At 39.3% G+C, this 26,953-nt stretch carries 22 protein-coding genes; 4 read left to right on the top strand and 18 right to left on the bottom strand.

Translation table 11 applies throughout. The features are described 5' to 3' along the window. Positions 1-2: 2 nt before the first annotated feature. Together AAEU28_RS01425 and AAEU28_RS01430 are read right to left on the bottom strand one after the other, a co-directional pair. Positions 3-2,021, bottom strand: coding sequence for an EAL domain-containing protein (locus AAEU28_RS01425; RefSeq protein WP_421962649.1), 2,019 nt, complete (start codon positions 2,019-2,021; stop codon positions 3-5). A gap of 72 nt (positions 2,022-2,093) precedes the next feature. Continuing rightward, positions 2,094-2,990: a LysR family transcriptional regulator gene (locus tag AAEU28_RS01430; RefSeq protein WP_421962650.1), complete on the bottom strand. Its 897-nt coding sequence runs from the start codon at positions 2,988-2,990 to the stop codon at positions 2,094-2,096. Positions 2,991-3,116: 126 nt separating this feature from the next. Here AAEU28_RS01430 and hutH point away from each other — a divergent pair, with 126 nt between their 5' ends. Further along, positions 3,117-4,616, top strand: a complete 1,500-nt coding sequence (gene hutH / locus AAEU28_RS01435) for a histidine ammonia-lyase (RefSeq protein WP_421962651.1) — start codon at positions 3,117-3,119, stop codon at positions 4,614-4,616. 11 nt (positions 4,617-4,627) lie between these two features. Next, a complete protein-coding gene (locus tag AAEU28_RS01440; protein ID WP_421962652.1) occupies positions 4,628-6,637 on the top strand; it encodes a urocanate hydratase in 2,010 nt (669 codons plus the stop codon). Positions 6,638-6,704: 67 nt separating this feature from the next. Here AAEU28_RS01440 and AAEU28_RS01445 read toward each other — a convergent pair whose 3' ends face one another. The 10 genes from AAEU28_RS01445 to AAEU28_RS01490 all read right to left on the bottom strand — a co-directional run bounded on the left by AAEU28_RS01445 (position 6,705) and on the right by AAEU28_RS01490 (position 16,523). Further along, positions 6,705-7,994, bottom strand: coding sequence for a diguanylate cyclase domain-containing protein (locus AAEU28_RS01445; RefSeq protein WP_421962653.1), 1,290 nt, complete (start codon positions 7,992-7,994; stop codon positions 6,705-6,707). 243 nt (positions 7,995-8,237) lie between these two features. Next, a complete protein-coding gene (locus tag AAEU28_RS01450; RefSeq protein WP_421962654.1) occupies positions 8,238-8,489 on the bottom strand; it encodes a hypothetical protein in 252 nt (83 codons plus the stop codon). Positions 8,490-8,494: 5 nt separating this feature from the next. After that, positions 8,495-8,812, bottom strand: a complete 318-nt coding sequence (locus tag AAEU28_RS01455) for a cupin domain-containing protein (RefSeq protein WP_421962655.1) — start codon at positions 8,810-8,812, stop codon at positions 8,495-8,497. Positions 8,813-8,887: 75 nt separating this feature from the next. Next, positions 8,888-9,088 (bottom strand): Arc family DNA-binding protein, encoded by a 201-nt coding sequence (locus AAEU28_RS01460; RefSeq protein ID WP_404394923.1) that lies wholly within the window; start codon positions 9,086-9,088, stop codon positions 8,888-8,890. A 68-nt stretch (positions 9,089-9,156) separates the two neighbouring features. Beyond that, entirely contained in the window at positions 9,157-10,005 is an 849-nt protein-coding gene (locus tag AAEU28_RS01465) for an SPFH domain-containing protein (protein WP_421962656.1), read from the bottom strand. 90 nt (positions 10,006-10,095) lie between these two features. Further along, the gene (locus AAEU28_RS01470; protein WP_421962657.1) at positions 10,096-11,193 is read right to left on the bottom strand and encodes a type 1 glutamine amidotransferase domain-containing protein; all 1,098 of its coding nucleotides are present in this window, start codon (positions 11,191-11,193) and stop codon (positions 10,096-10,098) included. 75 nt (positions 11,194-11,268) lie between these two features. Then, positions 11,269-12,519 (bottom strand): sensor histidine kinase, encoded by a 1,251-nt coding sequence (locus tag AAEU28_RS01475; RefSeq protein ID WP_421962658.1) that lies wholly within the window; start codon positions 12,517-12,519, stop codon positions 11,269-11,271. 57 nt (positions 12,520-12,576) lie between these two features. Further along, positions 12,577-13,266 (bottom strand): response regulator transcription factor, encoded by a 690-nt coding sequence (locus AAEU28_RS01480; protein WP_421962659.1) that lies wholly within the window; start codon positions 13,264-13,266, stop codon positions 12,577-12,579. Beyond that, a complete protein-coding gene (locus AAEU28_RS01485; RefSeq protein WP_421962660.1) occupies positions 13,263-14,693 on the bottom strand; it encodes a S41 family peptidase in 1,431 nt (476 codons plus the stop codon). The genes AAEU28_RS01480 and AAEU28_RS01485 overlap by 4 nt, the downstream gene beginning before the upstream one ends. A gap of 246 nt (positions 14,694-14,939) precedes the next feature. After that, positions 14,940-16,523, bottom strand: a complete 1,584-nt coding sequence (locus AAEU28_RS01490; RefSeq protein WP_421962661.1) for a winged helix-turn-helix domain-containing protein — start codon at positions 16,521-16,523, stop codon at positions 14,940-14,942. Positions 16,524-16,664: 141 nt separating this feature from the next. Here AAEU28_RS01490 and AAEU28_RS01495 point away from each other — a divergent pair, with 141 nt between their 5' ends. Continuing rightward, positions 16,665-17,999 carry a serine hydrolase domain-containing protein gene (locus AAEU28_RS01495; protein WP_421962662.1) on the top strand — a complete coding sequence of 445 codons (1,335 nt, stop codon included), beginning with the start codon at positions 16,665-16,667 and terminating at the stop codon, positions 17,997-17,999. A 20-nt stretch (positions 18,000-18,019) separates the two neighbouring features. Here AAEU28_RS01495 and AAEU28_RS01500 read toward each other — a convergent pair whose 3' ends face one another. After that, on the bottom strand, positions 18,020-18,913 hold the full coding sequence (locus AAEU28_RS01500; protein ID WP_421962663.1) for a LysR family transcriptional regulator: 894 nt from the start codon (positions 18,911-18,913) through the stop codon (positions 18,020-18,022). A gap of 125 nt (positions 18,914-19,038) precedes the next feature. On the opposite strand from AAEU28_RS01500, the gene AAEU28_RS01505 reads away from it, so the two are divergent. Further along, positions 19,039-19,560, top strand: a complete 522-nt coding sequence (locus AAEU28_RS01505) for an NADPH-dependent FMN reductase (RefSeq protein ID WP_421962664.1) — start codon at positions 19,039-19,041, stop codon at positions 19,558-19,560. Positions 19,561-19,590: 30 nt separating this feature from the next. Here the strand turns inward: AAEU28_RS01505 and AAEU28_RS01510 are convergent, their stop codons facing one another. The 5 genes from AAEU28_RS01510 to AAEU28_RS01530 all read right to left on the bottom strand — a co-directional run bounded on the left by AAEU28_RS01510 (position 19,591) and on the right by AAEU28_RS01530 (position 26,946). After that, on the bottom strand, positions 19,591-20,352 hold the full coding sequence (locus tag AAEU28_RS01510; RefSeq protein ID WP_421962665.1) for a substrate-binding periplasmic protein: 762 nt from the start codon (positions 20,350-20,352) through the stop codon (positions 19,591-19,593). Positions 20,353-20,457: 105 nt separating this feature from the next. Beyond that, entirely contained in the window at positions 20,458-21,651 is a 1,194-nt protein-coding gene (gene arsJ / locus AAEU28_RS01515) for an organoarsenical effux MFS transporter ArsJ (protein WP_421962666.1), read from the bottom strand. Between the two features lie 5 nt (positions 21,652-21,656). Then, the gene (locus AAEU28_RS01520; RefSeq protein WP_421962667.1) at positions 21,657-22,667 is read right to left on the bottom strand and encodes an ArsJ-associated glyceraldehyde-3-phosphate dehydrogenase; all 1,011 of its coding nucleotides are present in this window, start codon (positions 22,665-22,667) and stop codon (positions 21,657-21,659) included. Between the two features lie 167 nt (positions 22,668-22,834). Further along, entirely contained in the window at positions 22,835-23,860 is a 1,026-nt protein-coding gene (locus AAEU28_RS01525) for a proline racemase family protein (protein WP_421962668.1), read from the bottom strand. A gap of 98 nt (positions 23,861-23,958) precedes the next feature. After that, on the bottom strand, positions 23,959-26,946 hold the full coding sequence (locus AAEU28_RS01530; RefSeq protein ID WP_421962669.1) for a TonB-dependent receptor: 2,988 nt from the start codon (positions 26,944-26,946) through the stop codon (positions 23,959-23,961). Positions 26,947-26,953 lie beyond the last annotated feature (7 nt).

Below are 26,953 nucleotides of genomic sequence, written 5' to 3' on the forward strand. Positions count from 1 at the left end.
TTTTAAAAACGCTTTACGAAATTGATAACATCTTTTTTTGGTAATGCTTTTTGATATACCCAGCCTTGTACTACCTCAATTTTTAAATCATTAATAAAAGCCAACTGTTCTTGCGTTTCTACACCTTCAGCAACAATTGATTTATCCATCTTATGCAGTAATTCAACAATATGTTGATAAAACTCTTTTCCTTTCACAGTACCAGTATCGTCTAGTAAAGATTTATCAAGCTTAATATATTTTATTGGTAACTCTGACAACATGGCCAAACTAGAATATCCAGTTCCAAAATCATCAATAACAGTATGTATTTTTGCATTTTGTAAGCTTTTTATATTCTTAAGCACCGTTTTCTTATCTGTTAGATAACTTGATTCAACAATTTCGATTTTTAGCTGACTTGGAAAATCTTTAAATACTTCACAGATATATTCGACTAACAAACTGTTTGACATCACCTTAGGATTAACATTAATGCTAATGACTGGTTTAAATTCTTTGCTATTAAAATACACTAAATCTCTATGTGCTTGTTCAATAACCCACATATCGATAATTTCTGTTTCATCGTGTTTAATCAAGGTGTCTAAAAAATAAGGACCAACAATATCACCTGATTGTTTTTCTAGTCTTAGTAACGCTTCAAAACCAGAAACGGTTTTTGAAAATTGACAAATTTGCGGTTGATAATAAAGTAGTAGCCTACCGTTACTAATCTCTGTGAGAACTTCTTTAAGTGCTTTATTTGCTTTTTCTAGATCTATTTGGTGCGCAATAAAATCTGATTCACCTTTATTACGAAGCTGCTCTGAGATGTTGAGTTGATCACTCAATTTACTGATGGCTTTATCAAAATTGATTTGTTCACTGTGCCATTTTAAAAATGGGTAATAGACTAATGTGTTCAAGCACAATAAAAATAATTGTAATAACACCCCAGAGAAGCCTTGAGACACCATGAACCCATTTACCAATGTAGGTGTCATCCAACTAATCGTTTCATTACTCACATTAACCAACCCATAATCTATAACGGTATAAGAAATCAAAAAGTTAACTGTTGGTGCCATTACAAAAGGAATTAGCATGATCGGGTTTAAAAATATGGGTAATGCAAAAAGAATGATTTCGCAAAAGTTGAAAGCAGTAAAAGGAATCGAAAGTTTAGCTATGTTCTTTTCATGTGAGCCAGATTTTAAGAATAATGCCGCAATAATTAACCCAGCGAAACACCCCGTCCCTCCTATTAAAACAAATGTGTCATAAAAGGTTTTAGCAGGTAGGTTTCCTATAATTGGCTGCATTAAGTAATTTGCGTCAAATACCATATTAAAAGTATTGTCGCCATGAATGCCTAAAAACCAAAGGCCGTGTGTAAACAGCATTCTTTCAAACGTTAATTCGGCTATCGTTGATTGGCTAATATCTGGTGTTATCAAAGAAGCTATCAGATCACCGGCAAAATTAATCACTGGCATAAATGTATAAAAACTGAAGAATGTCAGCGTAAAAGGCAAGATTATTAGTAATTTCTCACTCAAAAAACGACTTATATGATGAAAGTATTTATCTAAATTAGGATGAAGGTTTACCAGCAACTTTAAGATTAAACTACTTAAACAAGGAATAATGACCGCATAGGGTGTGCCACCTGTAGGGTCAAGTCTAAATGATTCGCCATCAAAATTGATATACTGCCCATGCAATGAAAAACAGAGCAGCGCTAGCATGGCCCCCACCACACCACTTTGTCCAAAGTTCTTGCTTATAAAAAAACCGATGGAAATAGAAACAATAACTGGAAATAACGAAAGCACCAAAGAAGCACTTGCCAGTATGACTGAATATGCATGATCGCTTGGTGCCACGATATTGAACTTTACAGCACTATTTAGCAGTAAAATAGCGATGGCACTGCTCACAAAATAGGGGATCAAAGCAATGAAGGCTTCACGTAAAGACAGAAGAAATCTACTGTGTAATACTGCCTTTATTGAACGTTTCGCTGTTTCAAATGACAAAAAAGCGCCCCAAATATTATTGTTAAATTAAGTATAATCTCCTTCTGACTATCTGCGAATAAATCATTAAAATTAGTCACTATGCGAACATAAAAGTGCGTCGACTATGACACTTGCTAACGGATTTGCTTGGTTATTTTTCGAAATGATTAAACTCACAGGGATTTGATAGGCGTAATTTTCAGGCTCTATAACCTTCATTAGTCCTTTATCAACCCAGAAACTCGCGTAATGCTCTGGCAGATAACCAATAAACTCACCAGATAAAATTAAATGTGCAATGCCTTCATCATGATATGCCGTAGCACTGTTTTGATAATTCAAACCATCGTTTCTGACTTCTTTGTCTCTCATATAATTTGAAGTAATCACTTCAGCATCCGATAAACGCTCTGACAATACCTGCCCTTCTAATGAGAACAGTTCATGCCCTTTTCCACAGTATAAGTAGTTGTTTTCGTTATGTAGAGGAATATATTCAAGTCCTCTTATATGATGACGACTCACACCTAAACCTACGAGTGAACGACCGTTTATCACTGAAGTTTCAACTTCTCTGGCCTCACATACATTAATATCAAATTGAATGTTCTTACTTAGCTGGCGAAGTGACGCTATCGCTTTAGCAACGCCACAGCGGGGATCGCTCACCATGGTGTCTATCACTGAGATACTCACTCGACCCGATAACTCATTTTTAGAACTCGCTACTGTATTGGCAAAGGCTTCACATTGCTGCAAGAGTTCTAAAGATGCTTGATAAGTGACTCTTCCAGGCTCCGTTAGCTCAAAGCCACTTCGCCCTCGTTTGCATAGCTTAATACCTAGACGCACTTCTAAGTCCGATAAATGCGAACTAATAGTGGAACGCCCTATATTTAACCGTGATTCTGCTGCAGAAAGACCACCACACTCCACAATTGCCACAAATATTCTAAGTAATCTGAGATCTACATCATGTATTTGCATTATTAAACCATTTCATTAGTTTGATAAAATCGGAATAAACATCGATTATATGTAATTTATAAAACTTCATCTACTCGTTAGTATGTGCGCCATAAATATAAGAACTCAATTAGTTTGGAGAACAAGATGACATTTAGATATGGTGTAGACCGTCTAGATCTTGATACTGTAAATGGTATTGCAAATGGTTCAGTTGAAGCTGTTTTAACAAGTGAAGCTATCAATAAAATTAATACAAGCCGTCAACGTGTTGACAAAATGGCCGCATCTGACAAAGCCGTTTATGGTATTAACACGGGCTTTGGTCCTCTGTGTGATACGCAAATTACCCCTGAAGAGACAAACCTATTACAAAAAAATCTGCTGATCACTCACGCTGTGGGTGTTGGTAACCCAATTGCTAAATCTATTTCTAAACTAATGCTGATCACTAAAGTGCACGCATTAAGCCAAGGTTTTTCGGGGATTCGCCTAGAAACCGTTGAGCGTATGCTGAAGTTTATTGAGCTTGATTTAATTCCAGTTGTACCGGAGCAAGGTTCGGTAGGTGCATCAGGCGACTTAGCGCCATTATCGCACTTATTCTTACCACTTTTAGGTGAAGGTGAGTTTTGGGTTGGTGATGACATTGTGCCTGCGGCAAAAGCCCTAGCTGACAATGGCTTAGAGCCAATGGATCTTCATGCTAAAGAAGGTTTAGCGCTGATTAACGGTACTCAGTTTATTTTATCTCATGGTATTACTGGCCTAACTAAGATGCGTTACCTGCTTGACCTTGCCGATGTAGCAGGTGCAATGAGCATTGAAGGTATGCAAGGTAGCCAATCGCCATTTAGAAAAGAGCTACATGCAATTCGTGCCTTTGCTGGCAATATTGAAGTTGCTACACGCATGCGTCGTCTATTTAAAGACTCACAAAATATGGCAGATCACACTGACTGTGACCGCGTTCAAGACCCTTATTCGTTGCGCTGTATTCCGCAAGTACACGGTGCATCACGTAACGCCTACAATCACTTGAAAGAACTTGTTGAAATTGAAATGAACTCAGTCACTGATAACCCAATTGTGATCAGTGAAGAAGAAGCAATTTCAGGCGGTAGCTTCCACGGTCAACCGCTGGCAATGGCACTTGATTATGCATCAATTGCCGCTGCTGAGCTGGGTAATATTTCAGACCGTCGTTGTTATTTATTGCTTGAAGGTTTACATGGCTTACCGCGTCTACTGACTACATCAGGCGGCCTAAACTCAGGCATGATGATCCCTCAATACACCACCGCGGCACTTGTTACAGAAAACAAATCACTGTGCTTCCCACCATCAGCGGACAGTGTACCAACGTCAATGGGTCAGGAAGACCACGTATCTATGGGCAGTATCTCGGGCCGTAAACTTAACCAGATTCTTGGTAATCTTGAGAAAATCTTCGCAATTGAGCTAATGTACGCAGCACAAGCCGTTGACTTCAGACGCCCAAATACCTGTTCAGATATCATTGAACAAAATCATGCGCTCATTCGTACTAAGGTTGCGAAATTAGAAGAAGATAGACTATTAAAGCCTGACATTGATGCCATGGTTGAGTTTGTTAAATCTCAGGCATTCACTGTTACGCTGAACTAAGGATAACTGACATGAACGTACAAGAATTTCAGAATATCATCAAACAAGGTATCCCTAGCGAATTACCTGCACCGAAAGCATATCCTGCAGGCGCTAACCGCGCGCCAAAGCGTAAAGATATTTTATCGGTTGAAGAAAAGCAGCTAGCGGTGCGTAATGCGCTACGTTACTTTCCGAAAGAGTGGCATGCGGAGCTCGCAGAAGAATTTGCGCAAGAACTAAAAGATTTTGGCCGTATTTATATGTACCGCTTTAAGCCTAACTATGAGCTAAAAGCACGCTCAATCTCTGATTACCCTGCAAAATGCGAGCAAGCTGCGGCGATCATGCTCATGATCGACAACAACCTTGATCCAGCAGTAGCACAGCACCCAGAGGAACTTATCACTTACGGTGGTAACGGTGCGGTATTCCAAAACTGGGCGCAGTACTTACTTGCGATGAAGTACCTAAGCGAAATGGAAGCAGATCAAACGCTACATATGTACTCAGGTCACCCTATGGGATTATTCCCATCATCGAAAGATGCGCCGCGTGTAGTTGTAACCAACGGTATGATGATCCCGAATTACTCAAAGCCGGATGACTGGGAAAAATTCAATGCCCTAGGTGTAACGCAATATGGCCAAATGACTGCAGGCTCATTTATGTACATTGGCCCGCAAGGTATTGTTCACGGTACAACCATTACGGTGATGAATGCATTTCGTAAAGTACTCAATAAAGGTGAATCACCAAAAGGTAAGATTTTCTTAACAGCCGGTCTTGGCGGTATGAGTGGTGCACAGCCAAAAGCGGGTAACATAGCTAACTGTATTACTGTATGTGCTGAGGTGAACCCAAAGGCGGCAATTAAGCGTCATCAACAAGGTTGGGTGGACGAGCTGGTTGATAACATGCCAGACCTTGTTGCCCGTGTACGTAAAGCACAAGAAAACGAAGAAGTGGTGTCAATTGCGTTTATTGGTAACGTTGTTGATGTATGGGAAAGCTTCCTATCTGAAGATATTTTCATTCACTTAGGCTCTGACCAAACGTCGCTTCATAACCCTTGGTCAGGCGGTTACTACCCGGTTGATATCAGCTATGAAGAATCAAATCGATTAATTCGTGAAGAGCCAGAGGTATTTAAAGAAAAAGTACAAGCCACGCTTAAACGCCATGCTGATGCGGTAAACAAGCACACAGCAAAAGGCACGTACTTCTTCGACTACGGTAATGCGTTCTTACTTGAATCATCACGCGCAGGTGGTGATGTTATGGCTGAAAACGGCATCGACTTTAAATATCCGTCATACGTGCAAGATATTCTTGGCCCGATGTGTTTTGACTATGGTTTTGGCCCATTCCGCTGGGTGTGTACTTCTGGTAATCCTGAAGATTTAGACAAAACCGATGCAATTGCTGCAAAAGTGCTTGAAGAGATCATGGCGAATTCGCCGGAAGAAATTCAACAGCAGATGCAAGACAACATCACTTGGATCAAAGATGCGAAAGAGAATAAGCTAGTGGTTGGTTCACAAGCACGTATTCTTTATGCTGACTCGGAAGGTCGTATTAAGATTGCAAATGCCTTTAACGATGCCATTGCACGCGGTGAGATTGGCCCAGTAGTTCTTGGCCGTGACCACCACGATGTATCAGGCACAGATTCACCATTCCGTGAAACGTCAAACATTTACGACGGTAGCCGTTTTACTGCAGATATGGCTATTCACAACGTGATTGGTGACGGTTTCCGCGGTGCAACTTGGGTGTCTATCCACAATGGTGGTGGTGTTGGTTGGGGTGAAGTTATCAATGGAGGCTTCGGTATGTTACTAGACGGTAGTGAAGATGCAGAGCGCCGCCTTAAGTCTATGCTACTTTTTGATGTAAACAATGGTATTGCCCGTCGCAGCTGGGCGCGTAACGAAGAAGCTAACTTTGCTATCAAACGCGAAATGGAGCGAACTCCTAAACTTAAAGTCACGCTTTCACAAAATGTCGAAGACGATATTTTAAATAAGCTTGATTTTTAAAATCATCTAAAAAATCTTTTTAAAAAGGCCACCTTTATACTTAAGATGGCCTTTTTGTTTTCTTTGTCTAGTCTTGGAAGCGGTTTTTGCCATTACGCTTAGCTTGATACATTTTTTCATCTGCGCAGCGGATCAAAGACTCTATGTTGTCACTGTTTTCTGTGAAGTATGCAATACCTAAGCTAGCACTGATACTCACCTTATTCACTTTCTCGGAACTGTCTTTTACTTCGTAAGGCTTTGCTATTTTCTCGATTGCTGTTTTCGCTAAGTTGACTACATTATGTTTACTATCAACATTGGGAAGACAGATTAAAAATTCATCTCCGCCCAGTCGACCAACTGTGTCTGATTCTCTAAAAATATTAGAAAGTCTAGTTGCGACTTGCTTGAGCAATTCATCACCAGCACCATGTCCATAAGTATCATTTACTTCTTTAAAACCATCTAAATCTAGAAACATCACGGCCAGTTGCTTATCTGAGCGCTTCGCTTGTTTAAATGCTGAATTTAATCTCTCTTTTGTCAGCCAAACAGAAGGCAGTTTAGTCAGAGGATCATAATGCGCTATTTTTTTAAGTTCCGTTTTTGTCTTCTGAAGTTCTTGTATCGTATCGTGTAACTCGGTGACATCATATTCAGTCACTAGAAATACAAAGTCACCAGTGATTGGGTGTCGACTTATACGGATGTCTACGGTGTGACGCTGCACCCCATTGTTTGTTTGCATTAGATGCTCTTCGCATCCAGCTTTTTGGCTCTGAGAAGCTGTTAAACGTGCTCTTGCTTCTGATTGTTCTTCAAAGCGAGTTTCAAAATCACTGAGGTTTTCATCTTGTTTTATGTTGCTATACCAATCAGTAAACGCTGGATTTTCAAATAAACGCTTTCCGTCCATGTCATAGCAACTTACCGCTACGGTGGTATATCGCATCGCTTCAGCAAAGAGTAAGTTTTCAGGCTGGCTACTGGTATCCATCTGCTCACTGATAAAAGCGATAATCCCACGGTGCTTTTCGGGCCCAAGCAACACCGCAACATGACGCATTAGCATGACTTTTGGTTGACCATTTGGGTATGTTGTCCAAGGATCCTTTGTTAACCCTTCTTGTGCAGCTTTAACAAATGTTTGTTCTGTGCGTTTGCGAGCACCTTCAGTGTCACCAGACAAGTCTTTATCGATCAATTGCTGAACGTCACTTAACCCCCAAAAATCCAGGGCGTTCTTATTACCCCACCAAAAGCCATGGCGGTCTAAATCAAAAACCCAAATGATATCCGGAGAATAGTCAAAAGCATTTAGCTCGTTCGATGTGGTAATTACCGGTAAATGGTCAACTGCAACTTCTTGATACACGTCTGAACTCTTAAAAAAACCTGTAAAAGCATATTACTGATATTATGTCTTCTCACCAACAAATTATTGCAGTCCTAGAACATGTGTTTGGATAAGTCAGGAGAATATTTAAATACAGCCAAATTGGATTGATAACACAATAATTTAGACATAATCGGATTTTAATCTCAGATAAATCAACGTATGATGAACAGATTACGCTTAGTGTAAGTCGTATTATAATTTTGCTAATCAAATAAGAAGTTATTTAAAAGTAACCTTACCGCCAACGATTTTGAGTGCTGGAGTGCCTCTAATCAGTGTTTTTCTCGCAAATTTAATATTGCACTGTGGACAATGAATTTTATCCTTGGTGTAGTCTTCAACAATTCGCTCTTCAAAGCATTTGACTAACGCACCCTTGCCACCCTTTCGGTATTTAAAAAGTTGGGTTCGACATTTTGCGCAAAAAATATCAACCGTTCTAACGGGCCCTTTTTTATTCGGTTTTGCCATGATGATTATTTATAAAAAACAGCCAACCAAATCGTTGGCTGTTGTTCTGAGGTTTGTTTCACTTTGTGCTTTTTGTGGGCAGGAATATTCAATGAATCACCTTGTTCAAGCGTTATACATTCACCACTTTCAAATTCAACTACACCAAAGCCTTCTAAGACCATCACCCATTCATGCTCGTATTGGTCATACCAACCTGTTGCAGGTGAGCTGTGTCCATGAGAAACAATACGCTCAATGCGAACTGAATCGGTTTTAATCAGATCTTCGAAAGCCTCCTCTTGAAGGTTATCAGGTAAGCTGTTTAACAAATTTTTTATCATAGTTTATTCTTTTGGTTTAGCTTTTAAACCCTCTGCTTTTTATTGAGAATTGACCAAGCCAAGTTCAATGAGTATTTACTCGCCGTCTTCCCCTTGTGGCTGTACTTCAGTTACCACTTTTTGCACTATTTTTACCCTGCCCGATTTTACCAATGCATCTCGCAAAATATATTCTATTTGCGCGTTTACACTGCGTAAGTCATCGTCGGCCCAGCGCTGAACTGCCGCTAAAACATCAGGGTTTATTCTGAGTGGATAACTTTTCTTACTGGCCAAAATAATCCTCAAAAAAATTGGTAAGTCGAAGCCTAAACGACAACTTCGACTTAATTTAAAAACAAGTACTAGTATAAACTACCTGCATTGACCACAGGTTGCGTATTTTGCTCGGCGCATAATACCACCAGCAAGTTGCTGACCATAGCGGCTTTACGCTCTTCGTCTAGCTCTACGATTTCTCGTTCAGACAATCGGCTTAGCGCAAGCTCAACCATACCAACAGCACCATCTACTATTTTTTGTCTTGCAGCAATGATTGCTGAAGCTTGTTGACGCTGTAACATGGCACTGGCAATTTCTGACGCATAAGCAAGGTGTGAAATTCTAGCTTCATGTACTTTTACACCTGCTTTTGCCAGCCTATCTTGAATTTCTGTTTTTAAAGCTTCAGAGACTTGAATTGGGTGACTGCGCAATGCAATTTCATCACCGTCATGTTGATCGTAGGGATAAGCGCTTGACATATTTCTTAGCGCCGCTTCACTTTGAATGTTTACAAAGCTTTCGTAGTCATCTACTTCAAATACGGCTTCTGCAGTGTCATTCACTGACCACACAACCACGGTAGCAATCTCAATCGGATTACCGTGCGCATCATTTACTTTGATTTTATTACTTTCAAAATTTCTTAATCTTAAAGAAATATTTCTGCGAATAAAGAAAGGGACAGTCCAACGTAACCCATTTTCTTTCACTGTGCCTACGTAACTGCCAAACAAAGTGAGTACACGACCTTGGTTTGGCTGCACCATGAATAATCCTGTTAGACATGCCAAACTAAGCACAGCTAGAACGACAAATAAAATGCCACTCCCATTTACTGGGTTGAATTGGCTTAAACAGGCTAATGCAATTGCAATAAAAATCACAGTTGCAACATACCCGTTTGCTGAGAATCCTTTTGTTTCTTTCATTGAAAACTCCATCAATGTGATATCAAGTTGATATCACATTAGATCGAGTTTGGATTTTAGGCAAGCATTTTGTTCCTATAACTATGCAGTCTATTTGTAACTATTTATTTTGTTTTCAAGCAAAGCGATAGACTTATCGCTTGGAAAATCCAGTTTAAATACCTGATATGCCTGCTCTGCCTCTTTAATTAATTGCTGCTCAAGATAAGCGTTAATTAGAGACTCTGATAATTTAGGATGCTTAAAGATGTTTGCTATTTCAGCTTTAAGCGTTAACTCCTGCCGTTTTTGATCTTGCGTTTGTGCGAGTCTATATGCGTAAAAAGCATAAAGCCCCAAATAATTTAAGTCATATCTCGTTTTATCTTTGCCAAGCTCAATTGAAATAACCGCAGCACCGTTTGATTTGGCCTGTGTTATTAATTCGAAAGTTGCTTCATCTTTAAAGGGTGTTCTTTGCTTTGGTGAAATGCCTAACTTTAGTAACAAGGCTTCTGCGGCTTTAGCGACACTCATCGGGTTTTGAGCTGTTATAAGCGTTCCATCAACAGAAATATACGGCATCATTGGGCTGTTTTTCACAAATGTTGCACCGCGCTCAATCAACTTTTCTTCAAGTGAAAATGGAAATTTATCAAGTAGTTCTGCATTAAAAGCTTGTTCTTCGATTTGCGTAAAACTATTTACCTTCTTGCCCGCCACAAAGTAACGACCATCAGGGAATTTCAAATTAACCAATGCGGCAGGACCATGACATACCGCAGCAATGGGTGATTGCTGTTCTATAAACTGATTAATGAAAGTTTGAGTTGACGGGTCAAAAGGTAAATCAAACATTGCGCCGTCTCCCCCAACAATGAATAAAGCGTCATAGCTTTGCTGAATTGCCTGTTTTGCTGAGTGAGTATTTTGCAATTTATGAAGGGCAAGCCCTTTGAATTTTTGTATGTAAGCTAGATTGTCTTTATTTGTCTTAACAACAACCTCACCGCCTTTAGGTGTGACAATATCGAGCTCTAAGTTATGGTTATGTAATACCAAATAAGTTTGTGCAAGCTCTTCAAGGTCATAACTAATTTTACCTTGGGTTTCATTGCCGTAACCGGAAATTAATAGAGCGACTTTTTTGGCAAATACATGGGGGCTTATTAAGCCCATACAAATTATGAATAAAGTTAAATATTTCATTGCTGCTTCTCCTTGTTGAAGTTAGCAACACTTTAACCAATCAGTTGTCGTGACTTTGTCGTGATTTATATTTATTTAAGTGTTTGGGGGCGTGTTACCAAAGCTTATTTGCACTATAAAGTAACCTGGCGGTTGTTCAATGCTCAATTGCCAGTTTGATTGCTCACAAATGCGCTTTATCAAGTTTAAACCATGCCCTACCCCTTCACTCTGCTTGCCTTTTACGCCGCTTACAAATGGTGAACTAATGGTATTTTGGTGAGTCTGGTTTTTAAAAATAAGCTGCCGCTCATTTAAGGTAATGTCGGCATTATCACCACTCGCATGTCGGACCATGTTCGACAATAGATTTAGCATTAGAATAGTAACCAAATTTTGGTTAAACGTTACTTTCACATCCCTCTCAAAATTAAGAGTTAACTCAAGATGTTTGCCTGCTTCTGCGAGTAAAAAATCGAATTGGTTAATAATCAAAGACTCTAACTCTGCAGTTAAATTAACCACCTCTCTTTGGCTGGATTCGGAACGTGCAAGCGCCAATAAAATTGAAGTGATTTGATTGATATTAGCAACCGCCTCTGCAACCGTATCAAAATCATTTTCTGTGATTTTTTTGGATTCTTTGCTTGCTGAAAGTACATTTTGAATAATCGCCACAGGCGTTCTGATTTCGTGACTTATGTCTTTGGTAAAAACGCGCTCTCGATCAAGCGCGCTATTCAACTGAGTAAAAGCGTTTTTAGTATTGAGTGCTAATAAACCGATTTCGTTTTCTGGAAATACATCAGGCTCAATGTTTTCTGCATTTTTTGTGTTCACTTGAGATGCGAGCGTTTTTAAAGGCCTTGTTATCTTCTTGGCAGTCAATAAGCTAACAACGAGGGCTATGGCAGAAATAACACAAGCTATTACTAAAAGCCACACGAGCAAGTTTGGCATATTATCTTTGCTAACCTCGAACTGCTCTACGTCAGCGAGCAAAAATAATTGTTGTCCACCTAATTCTAGGGTAGTCATATGGAACGTTTTTCCAGAACTTATTTGGTACTCGACTTTGCTAGAGTTTGACGGGTACTCTTTTTGGATTTCGATAGGTAGATCAGAAAAGTTTTTAACCAAGCGCATATAATTAGCTTTTGGTGGGCGGATCAGCCCTGAGCGTTGAAACTCTGAGCTTATATAACTTGCTTCGTCATTAACTAAACGGTTAAAAATATTATCTTCAATTGTCCAAGCATATAAAATAATCAACAAGCTATAAATAAGCGAGATAGATATCACAGTCGCTATAATCACGCGACTTATACTGTTTGAAAGGCTTTTCATCGTTGCATCACTTTATTTTAGTTACTCTAATTAAAATACTCGTTTTTTAGACACGTATTACTCAGACGCAACAATTTTAAAACCAATTCCGTGAACCGTTTTAATCATCGGGCACTCAAACGGTTTATCAATGGCGTTGCGAAGCGTATAAATATGACTGCGAACGGCATCGGTATCAGGCATATCATCTCCCCATACTTTTTCAATTAATTGGCGTTTGCTGAGCGCGTTCGGATATGCTTCAGCAAGCAATTTAAGTAATAAGAAATCGGTTTTTGAGAGTTTTATGTTTTGCCCTCGGCGATGAACTGTTTTTTGATGAAAGTCTATTTCTAAATCACCAATACATGTCTTCTGAGACTTATGTAATTGATGCCTTCTAGCGAGTGCTAAGCACCGAACATAAACCTCGTCTAATACATAAGGTTTTGTTAGGTAATCGTCTGTGCCATGTGAGAAGCCTTCAAGCTTTTCTTCAATACTGTCTCTTGCGGTGAGCATCAATACCGGAACATTTGCAGAAAGTTCTGATTTGATAAAACGACAGAGATTTAGTCCATCGGTATCAGGTAAGGTTAAATCAAGAATTACAACATCAAAGTGTTCAGATTTGAGAAGGTTGGTTGCCATTTGTCCATTACAGGCATAGTCAACGACCATGCCCTTTTGCATAAGAAAATCGCACAGCTGCTCTGCTAATTGCTGATTATCTTCAACCAATAATATGTGGTTTCTTATTTCGTTCATTTTGCTGCTTTTTTCCGAATTAACTCTAGTGTGGCCGCAATGGTCTTATCATTCATGTTTTGCGTGATGCTATTGCCTGGTTCAATTTCATAATGTGGTTGAACACCTTGTTGAGTCAATTCCCCGCTCGGCCTAACTAATAATCGAGTTGTAATATAAGCCCTTAGCTCTGAGTGAGGTAAGTTAAACAAATTGCCCTGTCCTGATTGATTGGCAAAACCTTGTGTTGGCTGACCTACTAAGGTTGCAAAGCCATTATCTTTTAAGGTCGTTGCGAATACGATGGCTGCTGAATAACTCATAGCGCCTGTCAGTAAATAAACCTTACCAGTAAATCTGATATCGTCACTCATTGGCGTTTCCCATTCATCCCAATCCGTGTCAACAACCTTCCCTACTTCACCTTTATAATTAAACCAACCACGGTTGTCTTTGTTGAGTTTTTCTTGCAGCGCTGAGACCAATCTGAATGGTTTATTTGCAAGGTAGCGACTTAAATAGGCAACGGTATCCGTATTACCACCGGGGTTGTTTCTAATATCAATAATAAGAGAGTGAATGTTTAACGTCTTAATTTGCTCAAAACTGTCATCTACAAAATCTTCAAACTCGCTCGGTTTAATATCAAAATGTTCCAAATATAATAAACCTACACCTTTTTCTAACTCTTTAAAGTAATGGTCTTGATTTGTTTTTCCTGAAATAGCAGTTGTTGTCTGTTGCCAATCTTGGGCTTGGGTGATCTGCAGGGTTTTGGCTCTCCCCTCGACTTCTATTTCTAGTTTAAATTCATTAATAAATCCGTATACAGCCCACAAGTTAACTGGGAATCTCGCTACAACGACTTTTTCTCTAAGTAGCCGACTCTCTCCACCTGTATATCTTTGCATGTCTAATACAAGGTCTTTTGTCGAAATACCATTAATCGACAAAATTTTACTTTCAGCCACAACCCTCTCAATACCTGAATGATAGTCGTTTTGTATATATAGCTCTTGCTGTGAATTGATAAATACTTCAAAAGGAAAAGGTTTCGCACCTTGTTCTTTAAGCAAGCTATATTCTTGGTAAGGCCAAATTAAGAATGCATGACCATCATTAAATTTATGACTAAGTTGACCGACTATTTTATAAAATTCGGTTCGTATTAAAGGTCGAGTAATTTGCGACTTGAGTACTTCAGTGTACCTTTTTAGCTCAGAGACTTGAGTATATTTACCAAGGTTAGGGTGACGCTCCAGTGCACCTTGTAATAAAGCATCAATATCTTGATGCATTTGCTCAACAGATAAATGTTCTGTCAGCAAGGTTTCATCTGACAATTCAGGCATTATCTCTAAATGACTACCTTGGCATGCAACTAACACGGGTAGCACACATGCCAACATCAGTGATTTATTAAAGGGTTTTAGAAATTGTTTGAACATCGCTTTACTCCTTTGTGGTATCTCATACCAATCCTCAATAATACTCAATCATTTTGAGGGACTAAAACTGTCGCTAGCTTCGTTAAAAATATCTTCTTTAGAACAACTAAATAGCGAAATTTTCGCCTTGCTATCGACAAGTTTTCTTTGCCTCAAAATAGATCACTTAATTAAGAGGATTGGTATCGCAAAGTTAGCAAAGTGTTTGTGAAGGTTTTGTCGTGAAATGCGAATGATTAATTTCAACTACAGGATAGGCACCCGCTTTACTCGTCGTGCTTGCTTGATATTAAACAAGTTTGTTTTAAGAGCTTGGTAATCTTTAAATAGCTTATCACTTTGTACTTGTTGCTCTAACGAAGTATCAATAATATTGGATTCTAATAAATACTCTTTAGAAAACCCGTTTTGCACGGCTTTCTCTGCTAGCTGTATAAATTGCTCAGGGTCTTTGTTATTTAATGTGAGCAACGAAGCGATAAAATGATTGGAGTATGTAACACCTTCTGAAGTTTTACCTTTCACATTTCTATTATTACCGTCAACCAAATTGGCGAGCAACTGTGCAAGCTGTGCATGTTTACTTTGGCTATGAGCAACCCGCTTTAAATGAACAAGTGATTTATCCATTTTTCCTTGTAACTCTAAAGCGCTTGCCATAAGTAGATGCGCTTCAATAAAGTTTGGCTTTAAGGTCAGTAATTCATTTAAGGTTATTTCTGCTTTTTCATAATGTTTAATTTCCAAGAAATACTCAGCTTGAGTCAGCGAATAAAACGCATCTTGCGGAGAAGACGCTATCAATGAGTCTAAATGACGTTCACTCCAACTAAACATATTTTTATTTAATAAAACCTGAACCCGTATCTTTTGAACAAGCGGATTGTCTGGTTGTAATTTATGCGCAATTTGGATCGCTTGCCACGCCCCTGAAATATCACCACGGTGATTCAGGGCACTAGATTTGACGGCATGCGCGTTCACCCATTTAGGCGAAAGTGAAATGGCTTTGCTAGCACTTTCAATGGCGTTTTTATATTTCCCCTGCTCAATTTGCACATTCCCAAGGGCAACATAAGGCCAAGGTTGGCTGTTCGAAGCGTTAACTGCCTTTAATGCAAATTGATAGGCTTGTATTAAATCGTCTTGATTGGCACCATATAACTTATGCTTAGTTAAATACAATTCGCTTAATATTGAGAAAATAGCGACTTTATTGCTGGCGTGTTTGATTGAGTTTTCTAGCTCACTAATCGCACTATCAATTTTTGAACTATTTTGTAACCCCATAAATCGAGCTACATTTAGCTCACTCGATGGATCGTGAGATGATAGGCTTTTTCTTACTTGTTCTGGTTGCTGTATCTTGCTTGGCTCTGTTTGCTTAAAAACACCGAACGCAATGATGCCAAAGATGACTAATCCACTAAGCATGACACGATGCCTAATAGAATAACGGAATTGTGGACTTACAAGTTTTGGTGAATTTTGTTGTTCTTGTAGGCTAACTGTTTGTTCTATGGTCTTAACTGATAAATTTAAACGATATCCTAGACCTCGTTCTGCAATAATAAGGTCTTGTTCTTTTCCGACTGCCAAAACTTCCCTAAGACGAGATACACGTTTTTTAATGGTGTCTTCTGAAACAACTTTTCCCTGCCATACAAAGTCCAAGAGAATGTCATGAGAAACGACATTCGGCGCGCGTTCAACCAAACACACTAATAATCGATATGATAACTCAGGCAAAGTAACCTCTGTCGAACCTTTAAATAATTTTCGTTCACCAAGGTTTAAAGTTAGGTTGTCTCCGACTTTATAAATTGACATCTTATTCCTTAAATACCCTTAACTAATTCTTATTATTAGATAAGTTCTTTTGTCACTGTGCGTCACCCTAACTCACTTTAAATCACTCTTCAATTAGTTTGAATGTCGTTAAATTAAATGCATGTTTAATTTGGGAATAGCATGATGCGTACTAAGATACTTTTTTTACTTATATTTTTTTCTTCATTTTTAAGCGTTGCAAATCAAATAAAGAGCAAAGAAATTGACAAACTACTGACTCGATATCACCAATTAGAGCAATTTAATGGTGTCGCGTTAATCAGCCATAAAGGGAAAGTGCTCTTGAAAAAAGGTTATGGCAAAGCCAACTTTGAATGGGACATTAATCATACTGTTGAAGGCAAATTCAAAATCGCCTCAATTACTAAGCAATTTACAGCTATGTTGATACTTCAACTTGTTGAACAAAAAAAGCTAAAGTTGGATGAAAAGTTAATAGAATACTATCCAGGCTACAGAGCAGATACTGGCTCTAAAATTACAATTAGACAGTTACTAAATCACACATCAGGCCTTGGCAATTTCTTTCACCTTGACGGATACAAAGCTGTTGAAGCAAGAAACCCTTACACACTGGACGAGTTTATCTCAAAGTTTTGTAGTGAGGATTTAAACTTCGAGCCCGGCACCCAATTCAGATATAGCAATGCGGGTTATACCATTTTAGGTAAAGTCATCGAACAAGTAACAGGTAAATCCTATAGTGAAGTTTTAACACAGCAGATTCTAAAGCCGCTTAACATGAATAACTCTGGGTTTAACCAACAATATTCTGTCCTAAACAATCGGGTGACTGGTTATGAGCGACTTTTAAATCGTTTAGAACACGCAAGCCATATAGACATGTCAGTGCCCTTTTCTGCTGGCAGTATGTATTCAACGGCCATGGATTTGTACCTTTGGGACCGAGGCTTAGCTGAAAACAAAATCTTATCTAAACCTTTAACCACAGTGTTGTATCAAGTCACAAAACATAGAAACTATGCAGCGGGCTGGTTGGTTGATAACTACCCAGAAGAGCGATTCGGTAAACCTCTCACTCGAGTACATCATGGCGGTATGATCCCTGGTTTTAATGCCAATATCAGTCGTGAGTTAGAAGACGACACTTTAGTTGTACTGCTTGATAATACGGGTGGTGCGCCAATGACAGCAATCACTGAAAAAGTACTGAGTATAATCTATGATAAAGACTATGAAGAGCCTGAGTTACGGCTTTCACAACAACTCTATAAAATGATCATAGAACAAGGAACTTCTCCATCAATCGCTTGGTACAAAACATTGATAGCGCAACAAGAAGGGTTTAGTGAGCGTCAATTAATCAGATTTGCATATGAGCTTGTTGATGCTAACGAACAACAAGCTGCTATTGCATTTTTAACGCTAAACACAAAACTCAATCCAGAATCGCAACGAACGCAAGAAGCCCTTGAAAAGATAAGGCTGCTTTAATACCTTATTGGTGAATGAACTTATTTTTTCAGTTCATCACTCAACAGATCAATCAAGCGCCGGACTTTTGATGAAAGGTGCTTGCGACTTGGATAAACAGCATAAACATTGACTGTTGGTTGCTCATACTCTGAAAATAAGATCTCTAAATTGCCTGATTCTAAGCCACTTGATAAATAAAATTCAGGTAATCGAGTTATACCAACCCCAGCTTCAACCAATGCAGTTTCTGCTTCACCGTTATTACACTTGGCTTTGAGTTTAACATCGACAACAAATGGTTCAGCATCACTGTGCTTAAACTCCCATTTTTCTGGATTCTTAAGATTACTATAACCAATGCAATGATGGTTAATGAGCTCCCTGGGGTGATGAGGTCGACCAAATTGAGCAAGATAAGATTTCGATGCCACCACATAGGTGGGGCACGCATAGATTTTTTTACAAATTAGGCTTGATTCATTTAATACCGGTGTTGCTCGTATAACTAAATCGAATCCATCCGCAACAATATCAACGTGTTTATCACTCAAATCTAAATCAAGGGTGACGTTTGGATACTGTTTAATAAAACTTACTACAATGGGTTGAATATGTGAGCGATAGAGCCCTATAGGACAACTTAACTTTAAATTCCCTTTTGGCGTATCGTCTCCCTGTGTGACTAGATTGAAGGCGTCTTGTGCATCACTTATGAGCTGTATGCATTGCTGATAATAAGCCTCACCTTCTGGTGTGAGCGCCAAAGAGCGTGTTGTTCTATTTAACAATCTCACACCAAGCCTTGCTTCAAGCTTATTCATTTCTTTAGAAATATGAGAATTAGAATGGCCCAATTGCTGCGCGGCACTTGCAAAGCTTCCTCGCTTAACCACTTCAACAAAAATTTCTATACCTTCAAACAGCTTATTCATAGTCATATGGAAATAGTGAAAACACAAATAAGGGATTAATAACTAAATAAAGATAATATAGACTATATTTCATCGAGTCGAGCAATGAATTGAAGACTCATCACTTAATTAATGAGGAAGAAGTCATGAAAGTATTAGCATTTGCAGCAAGTAGTAGCCGCCAATCAATTAACAAACAGTTGGCTCAGTACACGGCAAATCAAATTGAAAACGCAGACGTTGAATTATTAGATTTAAACGATTTTGAAATGCCAATCTACAGCTCAGATCGTGAAAATGAATCAGGTATTCCAGAAAAAGCACAAACTTTTTTCAAAAAAATTGGCGAAGCAGATGCCATTGTTATTTCTTTTGCTGAGCACAATGGTTCTTATACGGCTGCCTACAAAAACATTTTTGATTGGACATCACGTATTGATATGAAAGTTTACCAAGGTAAACCAGTTATTTTGTTAGCGACTTCACCGGGTCCCGGTGGTGCGCAAAGCGTACTCGCTGCTGCAGTTGGTTCATCTCAGTTTTTTGCCATGGATGTAAAAGGCTCACTTTCAGTACCGAGTTTCTATGATAATTTCGACTTAGAAACCGGTCAGTTAACAAACCAAGAGCTTGTAGATCAAATCAAAACTATCACTGCTTTGATTTAAACTCCTCTATGAGCTGTGTATTAACACAGCTCAATTTTTAAATTTAATCACTTTTGCTAAAAATTGATCATAACGACCTGATTGTTTCATTCTAAGTAAAGCTTCATCAAACATCTTCAGAATATCGGCATTATTCTTATCAGCTTTCGATAACATGATGTGGCTGTTTTTGCGCATGAAGGGCTGTTCGATATGCCCTATGTTTTTCACTTCTTGCTCTGAAAAATGTTGACGCAACAAATAGTAACCAACCGCCATTTCTTGTGGGTAAATCGATACTCTGCTTTTTAACAACATGCCAAATGCTTGCTCATCATTAGACACTCTGTGCATGTTGATTTGTTTCGCTCGAATAATGTTATCTAGGTCGATGCCATAACTGAAATCTTCAAGGCCAACATAGCTATACGACTTTAATGCTTCAAAGCTATTTAGATAAGGCTTATTTTTTTTGTTGTAAAAAAAAACATGCTTTTCTTCTAATACTGGCTCAGAGAAATAGAATTCACTTTCTCTAGACTCAGTTTTAAGCCATAAGCCGGTGCCATCAACTCTCCCTAATTGCGCTTGCTCCATCGCTCTCGCCCACGGGTAAAATTCAAAAGCAACTTGATACCCGATATCTGAAAATGCCTCGGTAATTATCTCAGCAATGGCACCGTTATTCGGTAAATCACTGCCCATATAAGGCGGCCACTCTCCAACAGATAAAGTAATTTGTTTCGCTGAAACGGGAAAACTTGAAAATATAGATACTAAGAATAATACGTAGACATATATTAACTTTTTCAATGTGATACCAATCATTATCAAACCTAAATTAACTTTAGACGATAATTATGGATAAAAAGTGGAAGTAAAACCCAGAGTCTAAGTTTCTGGGTTTTATAAAAGAGATTAAAGTCGCTTAGTTAGCACTATGGCAATGCCTAACATAACTGACGAAACCAATAAGCAAGCGCTTAAGCCATAATATTGATACATTACACCAGACAATACAGTACCAGTTAAGCGCCCTGCTGCATTGGCCATATAATAAAAGCCCACATCCATTGATACGCCGTCACTGTCTGCACACCTCACAATCAGGTAGCTATGCAATGATGAGTTAATCGCAAATACAGCACCAAAAATTAGCAAACCACCAACAAGGATAAGCTCTGGTGAGAAACTTGAATCTAAACCCAATACTATCATTGCCGGAATAACTGCAAGGGTTGTAACCCATGACAGCGCTGATTGCTTACTTTGGGTTAACGCCATATTTCTGCCGGTGACTTTGGGGGCGTTTGCCTGTACTAAGCCATATAGAATGACCCACACAGCCATAAAAGTACCAACTGTGCTACTTTGCCAACCTAGATCACTGACAAAATACACTGGCAGTGCTACTACAAACCACACATCTCTTGCTGCAAATAGAAATAGTCTCGCAGCTGAAAGCCGATTGATTTGCGGGCTTTTTGAGAACATTTCTGTGAATTTAGGTTTTGCTTTCTTTTTACCTAAGTCTGCTTTTAATCGCCACAGGCTTAATAGCCAAACAAGTATCAGCATTCCAGCCATAAGCCATAATGCGCCTTGAAAACCAAACAAGGTCAGCAACAAACCACCTAAAAAGAAACCGACACCTTTTAGCGCATTTTTAGAACCAGTTAAAATAGCAACCCATTTATACAAAACGCCATCGGCGTCTTCAGGTACCAATTTTTTTATGGCACTTTTGGCACTCATTTTATTGAGATCTTTTGCAATGCCAGATAATGCCTGAGCACACATGACATAAACAACACTCAACCACTCTGGGTTAATAGCAAGCATGACTAATGCGAAGATTTGAATGGACAAGCCTAAATTCATAGTTTTATTCAAACCAAGTCGCGCACCTAGCCAGCCACCGACTAAGTTAGTCACAACCCCAAAGAATTCATAAAACAAAAACAACATGGCGACTTCAAGCGCACTGTAGCCAAGCTGGTGGAAATACAACACCACCAGCATTCTGAGCGCCCCATCTGTTAATGTGAACGCCCAATAATTACTGGTGATGAGTAAATATTGTTTTATGTCATCCGAAAGTTTGGACAACATCTAGATTATCCCCACTTTTGCTCAATAACATAACGAACTAGATCTGCAGTACGATTTGCATAACCCCACTCGTTGTCATACCACAAGTACATTTTTACTTGCGTACCATTCACGACCATGGTTGACTGCGCATCAACCACACTACTTCTTGGATCAGTTTTATAATCAATCGACACAAGTGGACGAGTTTCAAAACCTAAAATGTCTTTTAGTTCACCTTCAGCCGCTTCTTTCATCCATTCATTGATTTCTTCAGCAGTAGTCGCTCGGCTAACTTCAAACACACAATCTGTGATTGATGCATTAGCCAGCGGTACACGAACAGCATGGCCGTTTAGTTTACCTTTCAATTCTGGAAAAATATGTGTAATTGCAGTAGCTGAACCTGTCGTTGTTGGGATCAAGCTCATACCACACGCTCTTGCTCGACGAAGATCTTTGTGCGGTGCATCAAGGATGGTTTGAGTATTGGTGATATCGTGAATTGTTGTCATTGAACCATGCACAATACCGATTTTTTCTTGTAATACTTTAATCGGTGGTGCCAAACAGTTGGTTGTACACGATGCAGCAGTCACAATATTGTGCTTTTCAGCATCAAATAAATCATGGTTTACGCCATAAACCACATTTAATACGCCCTCTTCTTTGACCGGCGCAGTCACAACTACTTGTTTCACACCTTGATCAAAATAAGCCTGTAATTTAGCTTTTGACTTCATCACACCAGACGCTTCAATTACTAAATCACAGTTTGACCAATCAGTTGCTTCAATGGTTTTATTCTGAGTAACTGAAATAGTATGACCATTGATAACCATAGTATCGCCTGCAAAATCAACTTCATGGCTCCAGCGACCATGTACCGAGTCAAAGTTCATCAGGTGCGCTAGTGTTTCTGCATTGCCTGCTGGGTCATTGATCTGAATCACCTCAATACCAGCAGTGTCATATAAGGCACGCATAGTTAGGCGACCCATACGGCCAAAGCCATTTATTCCAACTTTTATACTCATATTTACTCCCAGAAATTGAACGAAGACACACCGATTATGGTCAACTTTCTTGAAAATGTGATTTCTAGTTTTAAAGAAAAAACTGTCAACCTAAAACATATGGAAAATCATATATTTGATTTTCCATATATTCAAGTTTAATTTTCGTTCTGGGTGATTAGAGCGGGTTATTTTAGGAAAAAACCATGTTTGAATGGATCTGAGTCTTCTAAAACGAAATTAGAAAATGCAGTGATATATGCAGTGCCAAATACTCGTGGTATTACAGCGTTGTAACTATGAAATTGTGATTCTTTTTGAATTGTTACATCAAAACTACTCTCTACGATACTTTCAATGGTAATTTTGTCACCAATGTTTATTTGCTTTCTAGCATGAAGTATTGCGGCTCTTGCACTTACACCTGTTCCTGTTGGGCTTCTATCAAGCTCACCATCAGCAAATATACACACATGTTTACTATGGCTGTCTTTATCTTTAGTTTGGGTAGACGAGTAAAAAATCACACCATATAAAAAACTCAAACTTTCATCTTCTGGGTGTGAAAGTGCTAAAGAGTCCTTAACTAAAGCTTTAATTTCTTCACCAAGCTCAGATAATTTAGCGGCATTTGCTTTTGACAACGAGATATCCAGCTTGTCTGCATCTACGTAAGCATAATAGGCACCCCCAAAAGCAACATCAGTTGTAAAGGACCCCAGAGCAGGATGATTAATTTGATGGTCGAGTTTCACTACAAAACTGGCGACATTATCAAAATACGCTTGCCCATTATTATAGTAGGCAGTTACCTGCCCAGCTGGTGAGTCAATTTTTAGTTCCTCTTTTTCTTTAAAGTGGCCAGCTCTTTCAGCCAATGTAGACAATGCAATAATGGCATGACCACACATAGTGCTATACCCTTCGTTGTGAAGAAATAACACACCAAACTCACTGTCTGCTCTTTCATTTTCAGTGATTAAAGCACCATACATATCTGAGTGACCTCTTGGCTCTCCCATAATAGCCGTTCGTAAATGATCTTGATGTTCAAGACATTCAAGCCGCTTTTCTACTATGCGCTTGCCTTTGAGATGTGCGAACCCGCTTTTAATTACTCTAAGCGGTTCACCACCTGTATGCATATCAATGCACTTTATTTGTGTCCCAGACCGAATGTTTAGTGTTTCTAATTGTTTTATAAAATCTGACATGAAACTTCCTTAGATCAAAAAATGCCAAGCAAGCTTGGCATTGGGTGAATGCTGAGCGTAGGTACTTCGCTCAGCGCGCACGGGTATTTTCAGGGAGATTAGAAAACCATACGTGCAGTCAGTGAGACATAGCGTGCCGCTTGACGACCTGTCACCATGCCGTAATCTGGGTTTAACTCAATACCATCATCACCATAACGAGTACGTTCTTCGTTGATGTTTAAAGCACTATCAGCATTCAGTAAGTTATAAACGGTGGCTTTCAGTGATACTTCATTACCCATTAGCTCTGTGAAATATGACATTGAAAGGTCAACATTCGTTACCCATGGTAGTGTGCCTGCGCTACCACGAGGCGCTGGGTTACCATTTTCGTCATAGTGTGAGGCATGGTCATAATAACGACTAATACATGCATCCCAAGGGTTACCTTCTGCACAGCTATCTACATTCTTAGGGTGTACTGAGAAGTAACTTTGCGGACGACCTGATGTAGTACGAGCCACTAAACCAGCAATTAAGTTATCCGTGATATTATACGAGCCAGAAAATTTGAATGCATGACGGTGGTCATTTGGTAAGTTACCGTAGCCATGGTCCATTAGGTCAGCATAGTCGTATGAAGTCGTCCAACCTGGATCTGCCTGGTTATTATCAGTTTTAACTAGGCCTTCTGTGTTACCGTAGTTTTTAGACCAAGTGTAAGATGCATTAATTCTTAAATCATCCGTCACGTTGCCATCTAAAGTAAACTCAACCGCTGTGTACTTACGTACTGCTGCAGGTAAAGCTAGCTCTTCAGCTGATAAGTTAATTACATCAACTGTACCATCGCCATCAAAGTCATAAGACATTTCAATCGCTTCACCTGGATTGTTCAACACATAATATGAGCCTTGACCCACATTATCTGTGATACCCATTTCAGCTAATTTCTTAGCAAGTACAGGACCTACATCTGTGTCTTCTACGCTGCGACCTAGGTCACGGTGAACCACACGTACACCCGCTGACATAGTATCAAAAATTTCCTGCTGATAACCAATGGTGATTTCATCAGAATACATAGGTTTCAAGCTTGAAGAAGCGATAAGGCCAGGTTCAGTAATACCACGTTGACGCCAGCGACGGTCACGTAACATATCGCCACGACTTGGTGAACCATCAGCTAACAGTACTGGTGTACCATCTGCATTTACATCGCCCATTTCATGGTATTCGAACCATTCAACTGACGCAGAGCCTTGCGTGATATTCATGTTTGCAGAAACCGGTTGGTAATAACGGCCAAATGTTGCGAACACTTTAGTTGTACCATCACCGTGTAAGTCATAGATTGCTTGAAGACGAGGCGAGATTTGGTCTTTCATATCAACGTATGCACGACCATCTGTCACCGTGTTTTCAAACTCACTATAACGAAGACCTAAATTAAGCACTAAATTGTCAGTTGCTTGCCAAGTATCATTAATATAGAACGCAATTGAAGTTGAATCAGAATCTACGTCACGTGTTCTTACACGTCTTTCGATGAAAGACTCACCTTCTGCTGCACCTGAGATATCATCAACACCTGCGTTTTTGATTTCCCACCAGCCCATACCATCGCCAATACCATTTTGACCTGAGCTAAATTTTACTTTTACTTTGTTATAGTCAATACCGAACTGTAAAGCGTGCTCATCTAAATCTAAAGTGAAATCAACACGTGCTTGCTCACGTACATATTTCTCTTCTGATACAGTTGATGTTGTATGTTGGCTTAGTGTTGTCCAGCCATTTCTAGAATCCCATACACCAGGATCTGTCGATGCAACCACATTTTCAACATTCTCAGTAACCTGACCAACTACAGCAGAAACTGACATAGTGTCTGTTAAGTAGCCGTTATAGTTAACACTGAAAACTTTACCGCCATCTTCACCTGGTGCAGCTACCCCTTTTTGATCGCCAATTACATTAGTTTGCCAATCATAAACAAAATTTGTTGTATCCCAAGTACGCTTGTTATTCATTGCTGAGAAACCAATTGAATGGTCTTCATTAATGAACCAATCTAGCTTTGTGAACCAGCGATCTTCTTCGGTAGAGGTAGAGCTGAAAGTTGTCTGTCCAGCGCCTTCACTGTCTGAACGACGTGGTGAAAATAATGCGTAAGCAAATACTTTATCTTCAATTAACGCACCCGATGCCCAAACTTGAAACTCTTTAAAATCATATTCATCACGCTGTGTATTTGTTGAAATTGTGCCATTAGACTGATAAATAGAATCATGGTTAGATTCTAGGCTTGATGGATCCCAGCGCACCTCTGCACCAAAATCAAAGTCATTTTCACCCGATTTAGATACCGCGTTTACGATACCACCCATCGCACCACCAAACTCAGGGCTTACACCACCCGTTTTGATTTGCGTTTGAGAAATCGCTTCCCAAGGTAAGCGAATTGAACCTAGGCCTGTTTTAATTGAAGCAACATTTAAACCATTGAAGTAGTAGCCATTTTCAGCTGATGACGCACCACCAAAGCTTGATGCACCATTGAAACTACTACCACCAGGCGCAGACGTACCCGGTGCAAGTAGTGCAATGCTTTCGAAACCCGTATTTACAGGCATCATGTTTAATTCTTCATCACTGAATGTCACACCTGATGTCGAATTACTTAAATCAACTCGACGAATTGAAGCACCTGTTACAGCGATACGCTCAATATTTTGACCAGCTTGCGACATTTGTGCATCAATGATCATAGATTGACCAATGGTAACGTTTACATTTTCTTGCAGTACACTTTGATAACCATCTTTTACGATTGTTACGTCGTAAGTACCGACAGGTACATTACGTAACAAGTACTCACCTTCAGCATTGGTTGTCACTGTATATTTCAAACCTTTAGTTTTGTGTTTGAAAGTCAATGTTGCACCAATAATATCAGAGCCCGTACTTGCTTCGATATGACCCTTAACAACACTGCTGCCGTCTACAGCTAACGTTGGCGCGTGCCAACTTAATGCTGCAGCAATTGCAGTAGCTGCAAGGCTTTTTCTTAGATAGTTACCTTTTTTATTATTGTACTTCATGAGTTGT

Origin of the sequence: Pseudoalteromonas sp. SS15 (assembly GCF_049257195.1) — a bacterium.
In the GTDB taxonomy this organism is placed as follows: Bacteria; Pseudomonadota; Gammaproteobacteria; order Enterobacterales; family Alteromonadaceae; genus Pseudoalteromonas.